This window comes from Streptomyces sp. NBC_00162 (assembly GCF_024611995.1).
GTDB lineage: Bacteria > Actinomycetota > Actinomycetes > Streptomycetales > Streptomycetaceae > Streptomyces.
Map to the genome: position 1 here is coordinate 8,240,693 of NZ_CP102509.1, position 16,114 is coordinate 8,256,806.

Annotated in this window: 12 protein-coding genes and 6 pseudogenes; 7 read left to right on the plus strand and 11 right to left on the minus strand. The window is 70.1% G+C overall.

Translation table 11 applies throughout. The features are described 5' to 3' along the window. Nucleotides 1-587 precede the first annotated feature (587 nt). The 4 genes and pseudogenes from JIW86_RS38035 (at nucleotide 588) to JIW86_RS38050 (ending at nucleotide 6,055) form a co-directional block, all read left to right on the plus strand. Nucleotides 588-959 carry a hypothetical protein gene (locus JIW86_RS38035; protein ID WP_257558874.1) on the plus strand — a complete coding sequence of 124 codons (372 nt, stop codon included), beginning with the start codon at nucleotides 588-590 and terminating at the stop codon, nucleotides 957-959. A gap of 786 nt (nucleotides 960-1,745) precedes the next feature. Beyond that, nucleotides 1,746-3,187, plus strand: a pseudogene (locus JIW86_RS38040) (hypothetical protein). Between the two features lie 259 nt (nucleotides 3,188-3,446). After that, entirely contained in the window at nucleotides 3,447-4,727 is a 1,281-nt protein-coding gene (locus JIW86_RS38045; protein ID WP_257558875.1) for an AAA family ATPase, read from the plus strand. Nucleotides 4,728-4,849: 122 nt separating this feature from the next. Next, nucleotides 4,850-6,055, plus strand: a complete 1,206-nt coding sequence (locus JIW86_RS38050) for a DUF2201 family putative metallopeptidase (protein ID WP_257558876.1) — start codon at nucleotides 4,850-4,852, stop codon at nucleotides 6,053-6,055. 208 nt (nucleotides 6,056-6,263) lie between these two features. Here the strand turns inward: JIW86_RS38050 and JIW86_RS38055 are convergent, their stop codons facing one another. The 7 genes and pseudogenes from JIW86_RS38055 to JIW86_RS38080 all read right to left on the minus strand — a co-directional run bounded on the left by JIW86_RS38055 (nucleotide 6,264) and on the right by JIW86_RS38080 (nucleotide 9,582). Beyond that, on the minus strand, nucleotides 6,264-6,701 hold the full coding sequence (locus tag JIW86_RS38055) for a DUF3592 domain-containing protein (protein ID WP_257558878.1): 438 nt from the start codon (nucleotides 6,699-6,701) through the stop codon (nucleotides 6,264-6,266). Between the two features lie 530 nt (nucleotides 6,702-7,231). Further along, on the minus strand, nucleotides 7,232-7,732 hold the full coding sequence (locus JIW86_RS38060) for a hypothetical protein (RefSeq protein ID WP_257558879.1): 501 nt from the start codon (nucleotides 7,730-7,732) through the stop codon (nucleotides 7,232-7,234). A 60-nt stretch (nucleotides 7,733-7,792) separates the two neighbouring features. Next, nucleotides 7,793-7,960 carry a hypothetical protein gene (locus tag JIW86_RS38065; RefSeq protein WP_257558881.1) on the minus strand — a complete coding sequence of 56 codons (168 nt, stop codon included), beginning with the start codon at nucleotides 7,958-7,960 and terminating at the stop codon, nucleotides 7,793-7,795. 4 nt (nucleotides 7,961-7,964) lie between these two features. Next, nucleotides 7,965-8,177 (minus strand): annotated as a pseudogene (locus JIW86_RS38070) (IS256 family transposase); the annotation flags it as partial. Further along, a pseudogene (locus JIW86_RS42250) lies at nucleotides 8,178-8,252 on the minus strand (hypothetical protein); the annotation flags it as partial. A 79-nt stretch (nucleotides 8,253-8,331) separates the two neighbouring features. Then, a complete protein-coding gene (locus JIW86_RS38075; RefSeq protein WP_257558883.1) occupies nucleotides 8,332-8,601 on the minus strand; it encodes a hypothetical protein in 270 nt (89 codons plus the stop codon). A 49-nt stretch (nucleotides 8,602-8,650) separates the two neighbouring features. After that, a protein-coding gene (locus JIW86_RS38080) for an IS5 family transposase (RefSeq protein ID WP_416237645.1) occupies nucleotides 8,651-9,582 on the minus strand; the annotation gives its coding sequence in 2 pieces (ribosomal slippage) (nucleotides 8,651-9,147 and nucleotides 9,147-9,582; 933 coding nt in all). A gap of 248 nt (nucleotides 9,583-9,830) precedes the next feature. Between JIW86_RS38080 and JIW86_RS38085 the strand changes: the two genes are divergently transcribed. Beyond that, nucleotides 9,831-10,862 carry an FUSC family protein gene (locus JIW86_RS38085; protein WP_257558884.1) on the plus strand — a complete coding sequence of 344 codons (1,032 nt, stop codon included), beginning with the start codon at nucleotides 9,831-9,833 and terminating at the stop codon, nucleotides 10,860-10,862. Nucleotides 10,863-11,642: 780 nt separating this feature from the next. On the opposite strand, the pseudogene JIW86_RS38090 reads toward JIW86_RS38085, so the two are convergent. Continuing rightward, nucleotides 11,643-11,857, minus strand: a pseudogene (locus tag JIW86_RS38090) (DUF6243 family protein). A gap of 756 nt (nucleotides 11,858-12,613) precedes the next feature. Next, nucleotides 12,614-13,721: pseudogene (locus JIW86_RS38095) on the minus strand (FAD-dependent monooxygenase). Nucleotides 13,722-13,887: 166 nt separating this feature from the next. Between JIW86_RS38095 and JIW86_RS38100 the strand changes: the two are divergent. Then, a complete protein-coding gene (locus tag JIW86_RS38100; RefSeq protein WP_257558885.1) occupies nucleotides 13,888-14,850 on the plus strand; it encodes a TetR/AcrR family transcriptional regulator C-terminal domain-containing protein in 963 nt (320 codons plus the stop codon). Between the two features lie 101 nt (nucleotides 14,851-14,951). On the opposite strand, the gene JIW86_RS38105 is transcribed toward JIW86_RS38100, so the two are convergent. Together JIW86_RS38105 and JIW86_RS38110 are read right to left on the minus strand one after the other, a co-directional pair. Then, a complete protein-coding gene (locus JIW86_RS38105) occupies nucleotides 14,952-15,128 on the minus strand; it encodes a hypothetical protein (protein WP_257558886.1) in 177 nt (58 codons plus the stop codon). An 80-nt stretch (nucleotides 15,129-15,208) separates the two neighbouring features. Continuing rightward, nucleotides 15,209-15,628: pseudogene (locus tag JIW86_RS38110) on the minus strand (DUF475 domain-containing protein); the annotation flags it as partial. A 31-nt stretch (nucleotides 15,629-15,659) separates the two neighbouring features. On the opposite strand from JIW86_RS38110, the gene JIW86_RS38115 reads away from it, so the two are divergent. Then, nucleotides 15,660-15,977, plus strand: a complete 318-nt coding sequence (locus JIW86_RS38115; protein WP_257559604.1) for a hypothetical protein — start codon at nucleotides 15,660-15,662, stop codon at nucleotides 15,975-15,977. Nucleotides 15,978-16,114 lie beyond the last annotated feature (137 nt).

Genomic DNA, 16,114 nt, shown 5'->3' on the forward strand with positions numbered 1-16,114 from the left:
TCATATCGACGTGAGTAGTAGACGGATTCAACGAGGCCTGCGTGTAGCCGACTGCCCCCACTGCCCCGCCTGTACGCACGGCGGTCTCCGTCAGGCTCTGCTCCTCCGTCAGCGGGATCGCCGACTCTTCGTGCCATCCGGGTGCAGGATCGTGCACGACGAGGGACCAGGGAGCCGGCAGCCGTAGAGCGGCCCGTTGCTCCTCCGCGCCTACGGCGCCGGAGATTACCCCAAAGCCGCCGAGCGGCACGCCCGGATGGTTCCTGTGATCCGACTCGGGCGAGGTCGTTGCGACTGTTGAGGGTGTCGGGCAAGTGTTCGGGGCAGTGATTTTTTCCTGGCAGGATCGGCGAAGATCGTGGTTCCGGTTGTGCGGGCGAGATGTCCCGGCCGGACGGTTGTCGTGACATCCAAATCCGATGGGAAAGCGAGATGGAGATGCGTGTGTGGAGTCGTGCCGTACCGGCGGCGGCGGGGCTGTGGCTCTGGCCGTGGCGCTGACCGGGCTGCAGTGACATAGGCCTGGGGAAGGGCAGCAGCTCCAGCTCCCAGTCGCCCGGTTCCGGTTCACGGTCACGCCAACTGAGGTGAAGACCGGCACCAAGGCCGACATGGACAACTCGGGCCTGAAGAAGGACGACAAGGACGGCCCCCAGATACCCGTCTACGTCTGGTCGACGCTCACCCACAAGAGCGGCGCGGCCATGGAGATCAGCGACATGGACGACGACCTGGTCATCAAGACGGACTCGGGCCAGCGAACCCGTGCCCTCCTCGTCATGATGGGTGACGCGAAGTGGCCCAACTGCCCGGAGCCGGACTCGGAAAGGCAGCTGACCCAGGGCCAGTCGGAGAAGATCTGCACCGCCTTCCTCATCCCGGAGGGCCGCAAGCCCGTCGCGGTCGAGCTGATGCAAGGCTTCCATGGGGAACCGCTGGAGTGGCCGGTCACGAACTGACCGGACGCAAGCGGCAGCTCGGCACGTGAGCCAGGCCGGCCGGACGGACGGGCCGGTAGGTCGGATTCAGCTCGTGCCGGCATGGGGGGTGCGGGTCAGGTCCGGTAGCCAGAGCGCTCTGGGGTCAGTAGTCGGGCTGCCGCCCCCGGCCGGATTCGGCGGGCGGGGCGGCAGCGCCAGGATCTCTCGGACAGCGCTTCCGCCGCACGTGTAGCGGGGCTCTTCGTGTCAGGGACGGCTGGAACCCCGTGCAGGGACACAGGCGCCCGGAAAACCGGCATGCCACCCGGTCCGCACGCCGACCACGGTGACGCCATGCGCATGAGGGAGCAGCCGGGCACCTATGGGCCCCACCTCGTCGTTCTCGCCGCGATCACCAGCGCGGTGTCTCTACAGAGCTGCACGGGATCCGGAGCGCCCTGACCGTTTACGCGTCGCTCATCGCTGCCGACTTCTGGGCCTGGAACGGTCACTACGTCCACGGCCGGGCTGTCTCAAGTGACTACCTCGCCCCTGGAACAGCACCCACAACTCATCCGGCACCAGCCGCCTGAGTCGGTGCGGGTGGAGACGTTCACGGGCTTGCGGATCGAGCGGTTCGCCAAGCTGGTGAAGGTGTTGCGGGAGCGCGGCAGAAACGCCACCGCGAAGACGGAGAGCAGACGTCACAGGCGCGGGCCTCACGGTTTGTGGCTGACAGATCATCCGGGAGGTGCTTATGATGCCGGTGATGAACAACATTCCCTCCTTCGGATTGGGGGAATCGTCCGCGCAAGGTGAGTGCTGATGGCAGCTCACTTCGCGGAACCGATTCCCGCCCGCCTGCTGATGTGGCAGCGCGTACGCGAGTACGCCGTGCCACCGTCCATGATCGAGAACGCGACCGCGCGCCGCACGGCCGGTGACTGGGCCGGGGCCTGCGCCGTCGCCCGAATCGATGTCGATCTCGATCTGCGCGCCGTGCGCGACCGCCACGGCACCGCCCTCGCCACCCGCATCCGGGCTGATCTGCGCCGACTGGCGCCGGATCTACTGCGCTGGAACATGCCCCGGATCGCCCCCGACGGGCGGCTCCGGCCAGGCCTCACCCTTTCGCTTGCCCGCTACGGCGACCCGGGCCCCGCGGCACCGCAGCTCGTCGTACGGACGCCGCCTGCCTGGGCGGACGCAGGCCAGCGGATGTCCCTGGCGCTCTGGGAAGAGCCGCGGGACGGCGCACCCGAGCACCATCCGCACCCCCACCCCGACCGGCGTTTCCGTCTCGATCTGCACCGCCACCTCTGGGACGCCACGCGCAGCGCCGAACTGGCACAGAGGTGCGGCGCGGACGCACTGCACCGGCCCGCCGGCCGCGATCCCTCGTGGCCGCCGCACCACTGGGCCGACGAGGCGGAACTGCTCCTGCGGGCCGAGGGCCGTCCTCGCGGGGCCCTCACCGTGCGGCTCGGTGCGCGCAGCCACTCCGTGCTCGAGCTCGTCGCCCCCGACGACAGCCATGCCCCGGTCCTCCGGCCGGTACGGGAGGTGCTGCCGCCGCAGCAGATCGCGGCGCTCCCGGTGCTTCCGGAGGCCGCAGCCTGGACGCTTCCGGACCTGGAGCTGCTGCGGGCCGGGCTGCTCCATGCCGAACGGCTGCACCCGCTGGTCGCGGCAGCGCTGTCCGCGCCCGGATTCGCGGGTCCCGACTCCGGTCCGGTGGCGGTGCCCGGCCCCGGAAGACCGGCGGACGACTCGGCCCCCGGGCCCACGGATCCGCACCGGGTCGAGTGCTTGGGGAGGTCCACCGGATCGCGCTGCGGAACGGGACGCTGACGGCGGTCGACCACGATCCGGCCCAACTGGCCCGCGAGGAACTGCTCATGGCGCTCGGAGGACCTGGACTACCTTGTCTGAGAGCGATCGACACGGTGCACCGCAGCCCCGAGGCGCTGCCCGCCGTCCGTGAGCGGCTCGGCCACGGCGACGTGACCGGGGCCCTGGCCGTGGTCGAAGGGCTGCTCGGTCCCGGTGCCGTCCTGCGCGAAGGGCCCCTGCGGGAGGCCCTGGAAGCGGCGGTGGCCGGCCGCCTCGACCACGGGCTCTTCCGCTCGGGGCTGGTACCGGTGCACCCCGCCGCGGCTGCGACGGGGGACGCGGGCTACCGGCCACGACTCGACCGCCGTCTGCCGTGGGAGATGCGCCGCAAGCGGGGCAGCCGTGCCCGGCCCCGGACCGGCCAGCAGAGCTGAAGGCCCGCAGCGCCCGCGTCCGCGGGCCCGGTCGGCCGCACGGCCTCGTCCGACCGCCCCCCGTACCTGACTCAGACCGGTAACCGACCGGACCAGTAACCGGCCGGACCGGACCTAACCCCGGCAACCGGACGCGACCCCTGCACGTATTGCACGTACTGCGCGTACCGCACGTACGGCGCCCACGCCGTCGTACGCCGCTGAACGACGTCGACATCCAGGACGGGCCCCCGTCCCCGAAAACACCCAGGTGATGCCCATGAGTTCGAGCACAATCCTCTCCATGCCCGTGCCCATGCCGCCCCCGGCCGGCCGCACGCAGCTCTCCCTCGCCGAAGACCTCCTGACCCTCCTGCGGACGACCACAACAGAGCCGCGCCCCGACGAGCAGTTGGAGGCGCTCACCCTGGCCGTCGCGGCCGACTTGCCCGTACTGCTCTGGGGCGAGCCCGGCATCGGCAAGACGGCCGCGCTGACCCAGCTCGCCGCCTCCCTCGATCTGCCGCTGACAACCGTGATCGCCAGCGTCCACGAGCCGACCGACTTCTCCGGGCTGCCCATCGTGGGCGAGGACCCGGCAGCGAACGGCGTGCCCATGGCCCCGCCGCAGTGGGCCGTGGAACTGGTGCGCGCCGGGCGGGGGTTGCTCTTTCTCGACGAGCTGTCCACCGCCACCCCTGCCGTCCAGGCCGCACTGCTGCGGGTCGTCCTGGAGCGGAAGGTTGGCGCGCTGCAACTGCCGCCCGGCGTACGGATCGTGGCCGCCGCCAATCCGCGTGCGTCGGCCGCGGACGGCTGGGAGCTGAGCCCGCCGCTGGCGAACCGGTTCGTGCACCTGTACTGGGTGCACGACCGGGACGTGGTGGTGCGCGGTCTCGGTGGGGTCTGGCCGCGCGCGGAACTGCCCCGGCTCGACCCAGCGGGACTGCCGGAGGCGGTGGCGTTCGCCCGCCGTGCGGTGTGCGGCTTCCTGAACGCCCGGCCGACGCTGATCCACCGGCTGCCGACCACCGAGACGCGGCGCGGTGGCGCCTGGCCCTCGCCTCGCAGCTGGGAGGCGGCAATGACCCTGCTCGCCTTCGGCACGGCGGCGTCCGTCTCCCGGGACGTGCTGGCGCTGCTGGTCCGAGGTGCGGTCGGGGACGGGCCCGGCCTCGAACTGCTTGCCCACATCGACCGCATGGAGCTGCCCGACCCGGACTCCCTGCTCGCCGACCCCGGCGCCGCCGAACTGCCCGAGCGCGGCGACCTGCGCCAGGCCACGCTGGAAGCGGTGGTCGCCGCCGTCGGGGCGCGCCCGGAGCGGGAGCGCTGGGAGGCAGGCTGGGCGGTGCTGGTAAGGGCGCTGGAGACCGGCGCACCGGATCTGCTGGTCGCCCCGGCGAAGGCGCTGGCCGCGCTGCGGCGCGACGGCTGGGAGGTACCGGAGACGGTGGAGCGCCTCGCCGCGGTGGTCGGCCTCGCCCAGCGGGCGGAGGACTCGGTGGCCCGCACCGCGGCGGCCGCCGGCGCCAAGAGCGCGGCGGGTGGGCGCCGATGACCGGGGCCGTGAAGCAGCCGCGGCCGCGCCCGCTGCCGCGCCCGATGTCCCCGCCCCCGCCGCCGCGGCCGGTGCAAGCCGCACCTCCCGGGTCACCGCCCGGCCCCGTAGTCCCGCTGGACATGGACAAGTTGCTGGCCGCGCGGCTGCACGCGGTCGCCGTCCGACCGTACCTCGCCGGTGCGCTCTTCGCGCTCCACGTGGTGGAGGACCGGTCGGTGCCGACCATGGCGGTGGACGCGTACTGGCGCTGCTACGTCTCTCCGTCCTTCGTGTCGCGCACTCCACTGGTGGAGCTGGCGGGCGTCTGGGTGCACGAGGTCTCCCACCTGCTCCGGGACCACCACGAACGCGGCGCGCGGTACGCCAGGGAGCACGGGGAACAAGGGCCGGGGCAGCGGCTGCGGCAGAACGTTGCGGCCGACTTCGAGATCAACGACGACATCTACGGCGATGGCCTGGCGGTGCCGGCGGGGGCGGTGCTCCCGGCGATGCTGGGCCTGCCCGACGGGCTGCTCATGGAGGAGTACCTGCGGCGGTTCTCGATGGCGGGCCGCACACCACGGCTGGCCTGGCTGGACTGCGGAAGCGGCGCCGACGGGCACGCGCGGCCCTGGGAGCTGGGGCCCGAAGGAGCGCACGGGCTGAGCCGGCAGCAGCGCGACGCGGTGCGCTTCCGGGTGGCTGAGGCGATCACCGGCCGGCCGGGGGACGCTCCGGAGGGGTGGCGGCGTTGGGCGGACGAGGCCTTCCACCCTCCGCAACCGTGGCGGCAGTTGCTCGGCGCGGCACTCCGTGCGGCCGCGGGCGCACCGGGGGCGGGCGAGGACCACAGCTACCGGCGCCCGTCCCGCCGCTCCGCCGGCGTTCCCGGCATCGTGCTGCCGAGCCTGCGCCGGATGCCTCCCCGGGTCTGCGTCGTGATCGACACTTCGGGGTCGGTGAGCGACGCCGAGCTGGGCGGCGCGCTGCTGGAGGTGGCGGCGATCTCACGGGCGGTGGGCGGGCGTCGCGACCTGGTTTCGGTGATCTCCTGCGACGCGGCGGCGGGCGTCGCCGTACCGCTGTGCCGGGCCGAGAACCTCGAACTGATCGGCGGCGGCGGTACGGACCTGCGGTCCGGCTTCGCCCGTGCGCTCCGCTCCCGCCCCCGCCCGGACGTGATCGTCGCCCTGACGGACGGACAGACGCCCTGGCCCTCCGCACAGCCGCCCTGCCGCACGGTCGTCGGCCTCTTCCCCCGAGCTACCCGCGCCGTGAACGAGGAAGATCCGGACTACATCCCTGACACTCCGCCCGCGTGGGCCCGCGTCGTCCCCATCGGCTGAGCGAGGGGACGGGAGCGCCCGTCTGCCCGACAGCTGTCGAAGAAGGCTTGGCTCCAGGTCTGCTGCCTCCTGGCCACTCCGGGAGACCGGTCTTCCATCGAGTCGCAGGGAAACGGGGGCCGGCCACGTCACGAACTGGGTGGCCGCCAGGAGTCGATCGCTTGGGCGGTCGGCCCGTGCGGGTTGACGCGCTTGCCGGAAGCAAGAGCTAGAGCAGGCCCAGCACCATGAGGAGGACGCTGACCAGCCCGAGACCCACCAGAAGCAGGAGGGTCAGCACTGTGCGCACGGTGCCCCGGCCCGCTTCGACGAGGACTGCTCGTTCCGGGCTCGACGGGAGATAGCGCATTCGTACCCGCGCGCCCAGGGGCCGTCGCCGGTCGGTGTCGATGTCGAGCCGGTACTCGCGCCCGTCGGCCGCGCGGAAGCCCACGATGACGTGCTGCAGGCCCGCCCGGCCCTGATCTCCCGGTAGCACATAGGCATCCAGCACTCTGCCCTCGGCGGGTAGCCCTTCGTTGAACGTCTTGCAGGCGAGCAGCCATCGGCTGCAGGTCCGCACCGAGAGTGCGACGGATACCGATATGGCGAGGAGCCCGACAGAAGCAAGCAGCAGCCGGTAGCCGTCCTCGCGCAAGAATTCCATGGCGCCATTTTAGGTCGGCCTACCGCCGGGCCGCCGTCCGTGAAGCCGCCGGACGACAGAGCCGATATACGTGCTCAACTCCCGGCCAGACTGGTCAAGAGAACCTGCTGGGAGGTTGCGTTCTCAGTGACGGGCTCTGGTCGCTCGATGATGGGTCGAGCGGATGGGGACGGAGACCAGGGCAGCCGGGTCTGCTGGGTGTACGGAGTAAGCGCGTAGCGTTCACGGCCACCCGTGGCGGAGGGGTCGCCTTGTCGGAACGACACCTCGGGCTGGCCAAGGACAAGCCGCTGCCATTCAGCCAGAAGCACGCAAGTGAGGGGGCGCTTCCAGGAAGCGTCCGCGCGCGATTGAGCCAGCGCCGCGAGCAATCGGTCGCCTCGGCCCTGGTAGGGGCGACCGTGGACAGCCTCGGCACCTGGTGCGATACGGGAGGCGGTTCCTCGAATCCGGCTCGGGAGCAATTGTCAAGAGTTGTGGACGATGAGAGCCGCTGAGGCGGCGGCCGCAGTTGACGGGGACGTGTTCGGTCAGTGATCAACTCCGAGAAAGAGGACGGTGGCCCAGTCGCTGGTGACCAACAGCAGGCTGCGCGACCATATGGCGCCCATGCCCGTGCGCGGGCCGTCGACGTCGCCGGAGCTTCGGACGGGCCCCAGATGGGCTTCGATGAGGTCGGCGATGCCATCGGCGAGTTCGCCTGTCAGCCGGATCTCGGCGGGTGTGCGCAGGTTGGCGTGTGGCCACCTGTTGGCGGGCTGCATGAAGCCGTCGGTCACCTGTCGGCGGAGGATGTCCCGCCAGGCCTGTGGTGACTCGAACGGGGCGACCGACGTCTGGTGTCCACTGGCCCCCGCGTCGTACACGGCTTGAGCGAGATCCTTCATCCAGTCATGACCGGGTGTCATCCCAGCCACCGGGACTACATGGAGCAGCTCGATGGACGACACATGGTTGCAGTCGTCGAGCAGCTCCTCGAGCAGTTCGGCTGCGTCTGACACCGCGGCTGGTGCGTCGAGTGGGTTCAGCATGGGCGTCTGGGTCCTCTGTGCGGTGCTGCGCTTCGGCCTCAGTGTGTCAGCTGAGCACGTTCATGCTGCGAGGTTTTTGGGGCGTTCGACGAGCTGACGGCGTTCGAAGCGGGCCCCGGCGCGGACGAGCGGGACGAGGTGGGCGCCGGTGATCGCGCGCCATCGGGCTTGGGCGGTCTCGACGAGCTTGAACACCATCGCGAGCCCCGCTGCCGGGTTGCCGGTCACCGTCGACCATCGCGGCCGACAACCCGGCCGTGGCGCCGAGGAAGTGCTCCAGGGCGGGCACAAAGTCCCTGGACGACAAGCCGTGCAGGGAGAGCAGAGGCAGTACCTCGGAGATCTTCGGCGACTTTCTGCACCTTGGCGGAAGGATCCTCAAGGAGAACCGCTGTCGCTCGCCCGTGGCCTCGTCCACGCGGCGGTCGTTCACGCGGGCGCCCTTCCATGACCCGAAGTGCTCGGGCAGGTCCATCCAGGGCGTGCCGGTGCGGTACTTGAACGCGATCGCGTCGATCACCTGCCGGTGATCACGTCACCGCCCACCCCGCCGAGGTGTACGGTCCGGCAACAACGGCTCGATCCGCGCCTACTGGGCGTCAGTCAACGGCACACCAACGATCCGATGATCTGAAGGAAACGGCCCAACCGCGACCGTTCTTCTTTGCCGCCAGCGAGTTGGCCCGGGCCTGGTTGAACTTGGCCTTCTGGGCCTCGATCGCCGCCGTGTTCAGGGGCTGTGCGGCTTCCAACTTGTGGAGCTTGCGCTCGACGTCGTCCAGCTCCTTCCGCGTGCGAGCTGTCTCCTGTTCGGCCTTTGCAAGGCCGGCCTTGGCGTGCTCGCAGATTGGCAGCGGTGAGCTCGACATCCGTCCTCCTCGGGGAACCCGCTCGACGTACTAGGGCATGTCTCCCCGATCATGAGCGGAGCCAGATGATGACGGCTGCAAAGGTGACGGTGCCAAGGAAGACGTGACCGCGTTTGTCGTAGCGGGTAGCCACGGCGCGGAAGCCTTTGAGCTTGTTGATCGCCCGCTCGACGACGTTGCGTTTCTTGTATCGCTCCTTGTCGAAGCCGGGAGGGCGGCCTCCGCGCGAGCCGAGCTTGACGCGGTTTGCTGCCTGGTCGGCCTTCTCCGGGATCACATGCCGGATGCCCCGTTTCCGCAGGTAGGCCCGCGTTCGCCGGTTGCTGTACGCCTTATCGGCGCTCACGCTGTCGGGTCGGGTGCGCGGGCGCCCGGTGCCGATCCTGTGGACGCGGATCTTGTCCATGACCGGCTCGAACTGGGTGCAGTCAGCCCGCTGCCCGGGTGTGATCAGCAGGGACAGCGGGCGGCACCTGCCGTCGGCACTCAGGTGGACCTTGGTGGTGAACCCGCCGCGGGAGCGGCCCAGGGCCTCGCCTGCCGCACCACCTCCGCCAGGTGGCCGGCCAGGCCCGTCCACGCCGGATCGATCTGGTGTTCCGCCACTGCCGCCCCCTTTGAGGACGCCGGCGGAGGGGCTGTGCGGGCCCCGGCTGCGTGCTGGTGGGCGCGCATCACTGTGGAATCGACCGAGATGGCCCAGTCGATGGTGCTCTTGGCGTCCGCGACGGCCTGGACCTGCTGGAGAAGTCGTTCCCAGGTTCCGTCGGCCGACCACTGCAGGTGTCTCTTATGGACGGTCTTCCACGGGCCGAACCGCTCGGGAAGGTCACGCCACTGCACGCCGGTCCGCACCCGGTGCAGGACCCCGTTGATCACCTGCCGGTGGTCCCGCCATCTGCCACAACGTCTGTTACTCACCGGCAGGAGCGGCTCCAGCCGCTTCCACTCACCGTCGGCCAGATCCCCACGACCAGTCATATCAAGCTAACGGGTCACATGATCGGAGAGGCGTGGCTCGGGGCAGGGCAGGTGGCACCCGAAAGGATAGGTGCTGTGTAGAAAGGAGTCCCTGATGAACGATCTGCGACCGCGCCGACCGCGACCTGCCAGCACCCGGATGCATCAGTGGCGTTCGCCGGCCGGGGACGCCCTGTTGCGTAGGGTGACCGCAGAGCCGGGCAGGCGAGTGAACCGGCCCCAGCCCCGGACGCGAGAAGGGTCGTGCGGTGGGCGAGGCTGAGCAAGGGGACGTTGCGAACGGCGGTAAGCCGGACGTGGCAGCGGGCCCGGTCAAGCAGTCGGGCGCCCGCAGGTGGCTGCACATTCTCGGCGCTGTCGTGGTGGCGATCGTGCTGCCGGTCGCGGTGGCCGGGATCGTTGCCGGGCAACTGGGTGCCCGGGCTGTGTTCCTCGGACTGCTCCTCGGCGTTGTCGGGGCGAAGCTGGGCGGAACCCGTCGCATGCTGTACCTCGCCCCCGCGGCGGGGGTCGCGGTCGGCCTGGGCGCGTTCACCGCCTATGGCTGGTGGTGGGTGGCGTTCCTCGCGGTGACCGGTGCCGTCGTGGGGGCGGGGATCGGCTTCGGCTGGTTCCCGCCGCTGCTGATGCTCACCTTCGCTGCCACGTTCGCGGCACCGACGCCGTCCGGCACCGACGCGCTGATCTCCGGCATCATGGCCGCCCTCGGTGTGGGTTACGGCATCGTGATCGCACACCGCTTCGGCATCGCCCCCGTCATCGAAGGCGACCGCCTGCCCGTCAAGGTGGCCGCCGTGGTGGCGCTCGTGTTCGGCGCCGCCCTCGGTGCCGGGGCCGCACTCGGCGTCGGGCTCGGGTGGACCGAGCCCTACTGGGTGCCGGAGCCGATCATCATCCTCGCGCTGTACATCGTCACAGGAAAACGCGACCGGATCCGGGGCAAGGCCATCGGTACCGCCGCCGGCGCCGCGGCCGCCCTGCCCGTGGCGATCCTCGCCCCGTCCGTCTGGGTCACCTCGGCCATCGCCACCGCAGCGTTCATCGCCGCTCTCACTCAGGCCGCCACGTACTGGCTCATGTACGGCCTCTACACCTTCGCCCTCGTCCTCGCACTCGCCTCTCCCGGCCAGGTCGCCGTCGAAGCCGAACAGCGCGGCTTCGAAATCCTCGCAGGCATCGCCATCCTCGTCATCGGCCTCGCCGTCGTCCACGCCATCGGCGACCGCCTCCTACGGCAAAGCCCACAACCCGAACTCACAACCGGCAATCACAGCATCTGACGGCCAGCCACACCTCGCTCACTCCTCCCAGGCAGCGGTCACTTTCGCCGCCATCATGGTCCGCTCATGATCGGGGAGACATGGCCTAGCTGGATCGGGTGCCGGCCGCGTGCCACGTATGAACGGGACGCGGCCGCCGCCGTCCCACAAGCTAGTACTCGTCCGCTCCAGGCCGTGGAACTCGCCCACGTGCGGGGTGTGGTTATGCTGTTTGGCGGACGCACCCGGGACCGCGGTGCGGCGGCATTGCCGGGAGTTATCGGTCCGGTGGCGGTGGCCCGCCGGAAGCCGGGAGTCCGCTCCAAGCTCAAGCAGTGGCGCGGCCTGGCCACTCGCTACGACAAGACCGCGACCATCTGACTCGCCGGACTCCACCTCGCCGCCACCTTCATCTGGTCAGCCAGACGATCCGAAGGAAAGGCCGTAGGCCTGACAGCTATCGCAGCCGGAGGTCATGCCTGAGCTGCGAGAACACGCCGGACGTCACTATGCTGTCCAGCACCACTACGCCTTGCCCGACGACGCGTGGTGCCTGGAGCCGAGCGAAGCCGTCCTCGTGCAGGCCGAACCTTCTAACCCCGTCACCTACCGGGCACAGCCATGACGAGCACGTCATTCCCTACGCGATCATGCACTGGTTCATGGAGCAGGTGGCCGAGAGCTGAGCGGGACCGGGCGCGCCCGGTACGACAGCAGAGCCCCGGTACGGAAGCAGGGCCCGGACCGCGCGTCGCGGTCCGGGCCCTGCCCCGTGCGGTGCCGCCCTGCGGCGGCGGTGCGTCAGCTCTGTGCGGTGTCTTCGCCCGCCTGCCCGGCGCCCTCGGCTGCGCCTGCCTTCTCGCGCATCTTGTGCACCAGCTCCGCCTTCCGGTCGGCCGCATCCTGGCGTCGAGGTTGCGGTGCGGACCGTTGTTCTGCCGTTCGGCGCGGGACAGCTTCTTGCGCTGGCCGCCGCCCTGGCCCACGGGGTTGTTGATGTTCTTGCTCTCGGTCACGGGTTCTCCGGTAATGATGTGAAGTGATCTACGGATTCATCGGTGGGGGACGGGCGGCGACGTCGAAGGACGTCAGCAGGGGCCCGTCACGCTCTCACTCGTAAATCGGCGCCTGGAAGAACATGACAAAGACGTTACCCGGTTCTGTCGGCCCCGCACACCAACTTTTTCCCCGCCCGGCGTCGGCCGGCCTTCGGCGAGTGCCCGGGGTCGCCGTTTCCTTCCGGGAATCTCAGCACCGCCGGCGCCCGCTGGTGGTCGCTGCCCGCCCGGGGCAGGTCCAGACGGGCGTTACTGGTCCGCCGCGGGCGTTGTCAGTGGTCGCGAGCACACGGACGGCATGAGAGACATCTCACTTGCGTCCCGCCGTTACGGGACAACCTTTAGCGGTCCTGCGGACGCGGCCATGTAGGAGCCCCCAGCCCACTCATCCCGCAGCCATGGCCCTCTAGGCGGCGGTGACGCACCCTTTCTCACAGTGCCACCGCTCCTTTGCCTCGCCGTGTTCCCGGAGCTTGCGGATCTGCGGCAGGTCCGCGTCCGGTGGCACATCCAGAGCCACCATCCGGTACTGCTCCCTCCTCGACGAAGCCCGGCACACCGAGGACCCCGTCCACCTCATCCGTCTCTTTGGACTGGCTCCCGCCACCGCCGTGCGTTACCTGCACGCCGCCCACCCCGAACGCTCCCGTACCCTCCCACTCGCACTCGCCCCGTAGGTTCCTGCGTGCTTTGGTCTCCGTGCGGGACAGGGCATCAGCTGTCCAGTGAGAGTGCGTTCTTGGCGTGCCCGAGGGATGCCTCGGAGGCAGGTCCGCCGGGATTCTCGGTGGCCAGGGCCTGGTTGAGGGTGACGAAGGGGCGCATCCGCTGCTCGTAGTGGGCATACGCGGCGCGGTGGTCGCCGTTGGCCTGGGCCAGGCAGCCGGCCAGCACGTGGGCGCCCACGAGGGCCAGGCTGGTGCCCTGCCCCGAGAGGGGGAAGGGCAGTAGCCGGCGTCTCCGAGCAGGGTCACCCGGCCCCGCGACCACTGGTCCATTCGGATCTGGGCCATGGCGTCGCAGTAGAAGTCGGGCGCCTTCCGGGCGGCCTCGGCCAGGCGGGTCCCTTCCCACCGCATCGACGCGAGCTTGTCGACGACGAGCTGCCGGAGGGCAGCGCCGTCGCGGAGGTCGTGGGCAAGGGGGCGGACTCGAAGCCGAAGGCGATCCTGAGTTCGGTGTTGTCGCGTACGGGCATGATGCCGAAGCCCATGTCGCCGTCCCGTAGCCACATCTGCCAGTCGTCCAGGCCGAGGAAATTGTCCGCGCTGAACACCGAGAGGTAGCTGCCCAGGTGATGGGCGTAACGTTCCTCCGGACCGAAGGCCAGGCGCCGTACGGTGGAGTGGAGGCCGTCGGCCCCGACCACGAGGTCGAAGACGCGGGACGGCCCGTGTGCGAAGTCGACGCGCACGCCGGTCTCGTCCTCGTCGAGCGCGGTGATGCTGTCGCCGAAGAGGTACTCCACGCCTGCGCGCGTGTGCTCGTAAACCATCCGTACCAGGTCCTCGCGCAGCACCTCGATGTCTTCGCTGTCGAGCCGGCCGCTGCTGAAGGTCGCCTCGGTGGAGCGGTCGACCTCGTGGCCGTCGGGGTCGAGGATCGACATGCCGCGCATCCGGGTCCGTACGCGGCTTGCCTGCTCCAGCAGGCCCATCCGCTCCACGACTTCGAGCGCGACGCCGCGGATGTCCACGGCCTGCCCGCCGGGGCGTTGGCCCGGAGCGCGTTCGACGACGGTGGGCGCGAAACCGTGGCGGCGCAGCCAGTAGGCGAGGGCGGGCCCGGCGATGCCGCCGCCGGAGATGAGTACGGTCTGCATGGGAAGCTCCTCTAGTGCTTCGTACGGTGTACGCGCTCTGAACGTACGCCGTACGCACAGCCCCTTCAACCAGCGAAATGCACGACGTGTACTAGGGCAGACGCCTTCCGTTCGACGTTGCTGCTGCTACCCTCTGCCCTAGTACAGGACAGGAAGGCGACAGGACGTGACGAAGGCCACAGGCGCAGCCGGTGATCCGCCCTATCTGCGCATCGTCGCCGCGATCCGGCGGCGCATCGCGGACGGTGAACTCGCCCCCGGGGACCGGGTTCCCTCGACCCGCCAGATCGCCCGGGAATGGGGCGTCGCGCTCGCCACCGCCACCAAGGCCCTGACCACCCTGCGCCTGGAGGGACTTGTCGAGGCCAGGCCCCGGATCGGCACGGTCGTCGCCGGAACCGCCCCCGCCCCACCGGCCCGCAGACGCCCGTCACCCGCCCCGGACCCCGAGCAGGAGCTGAGCCTCGACCGGATCGTCCGTACCGCCATCGAGATCGCCGACGCCGAAGGGCTCTCGGCGCTCTCCATGCGCGGCGTCGCGGCCCGGCTCGGCGTCGCGGCGATGTCGACCTACCGGTACGTCCCGAGCAAGGAAGACCTCGTCCTGCACATGGCCGACGCCGCGTACGGCGAGGACTCCTACCGTGCGGACGCCCCCGAGGATTGGCGTACCCGCATCGAGCTGGGCGCCCGGACCCTGTGGAGCCTGTACCGCAAGCACCCGTGGCTGGCCCAGCTCGGCTCCCTCACACGCCCGTTGCTCGTGCCCAATCTCATGGTCCACGGCGAGTGGGTGCTGGGCGCCCTCGACGGCCACGGCCTCGACCCCACGACGCTGTTCGACATCCACGTCCTGATCTACAGCCATGTCCAGGGCCTGGCGGTGCACCTTGAGATGGAGGCACACGCCGAAGCCGCCACTGGCCAGTCGGAAGACCAGTGGATGGACAGCCGCGCCCCCGCCCTCCAAGAACTGGTGGAATCCGGCCGCTTCCCGACCTTCGCCAAGGTGGTCGGATCCTTCAAGGACGGCTACGACCTGCGTCTCGACGCGCTCTTCGAATTCGGCCTCAAGGCACTCCTCGACGGCCTGACTTCCATCATCGAAGGTCAGGAAGCTGTCACGTAGACCGTAGAGTCCGGCTGTCCAACGGTCTCGGGAGCAGCCTGGAGTAGCGGGCGCTCACCGCTGGCCCATCGGCGCCTGCCTGCTGTAGACGGTCTGGGCCATCAGCGCGACCCCGCGGCTCCGGGTACGCGAGCGCCGGACATCTGCGCGATCGCGGCCGAAGGCGGCAATGCCTGGGCGACTGGGGTGAACCGGCCGAGCACCTCCATCAGCTCGGGCAGCCCGCGGCCCCCGTCAAGACGGATAAGCCGGATGTGGAAGAACACCGGCTGCTTCACGTAGATGGTTGGCGGTGAGGCGGCCGGCCTCCCGGCCGTTGGCACGCTCCTGCACGATCCATCCGCGCCGGCGGCCCGGCTCAGACGCCGGAGGAGACCTCGGCCTTCTCGTCGGACCCCGTGTCCTTCGCCTCGGCCGCCGCCAGCCTGCGGTTGCGCCGGACCGAGGAGAAGAAGGACGAGGCGATCAGGATGACGCCGACGAGGCCGGTGATGATCTCGTTGATCTCGTACTGGATGGTGACGAGCAGGATCACGGCGAGCGCGCCGATGGCGTAGTGCGCGCCGTGCTCCAGGTAGACGTAGTCGTCGAGGGTGCCCTGGCGGACGAGGTAGACCGTCAGCGACCGGACGTACATGGCACCGATGCCGAGGCCGAGCGACATCAGGACGATGTCGTTGGTGATCGCGAAGGCGGCGATGACGCCGTCGAAGGAGAAGGACGCGTCCAGGACCTCCAGGTAGAGGAACAGGAAGAACGCGGCTTTGCCGGCCATCACGGCCCAGCTCGCCGCAGGCGCCGTGCAGCCGATGCCGACGGACGTCGCGATCGACGGCGTGGCCGAGTTTCTCGACACCTGCAACTCCACCCCGGCGGCCTGGCCGCACGAGGCCGCGACCATCCACTACCACGCCACCGAGGGCCGCTCCTGGCTTCTCGCGTTGGACGGCACCGGCGCCTGGCCCGCACCCCTCACGGACGACGCCGCGCCCGCCTCCGCTTCGGCCACGGGCACGGCCGAGCAGCTGCTCCTCTTCGTCTGGGGCCGCCTCACGCTGAGCGACCTGAAGACCGAGGGCGACCAGCAGGTGTTCGAGCAGCTGATCGCCTGGGAGCCCGAGGAGTAGCCAGTCAATACCGCCAGCGGACGGCCTTGATGACGTCCGCCTCGGTGAACATCGCTGCCTGTGAGCTGTGCCGAGGCCGCACGGCGCGGGGTCTCCGCCATCTTGGTGGAGACCCCGCGCTGTCGCGTGTGCGAGAC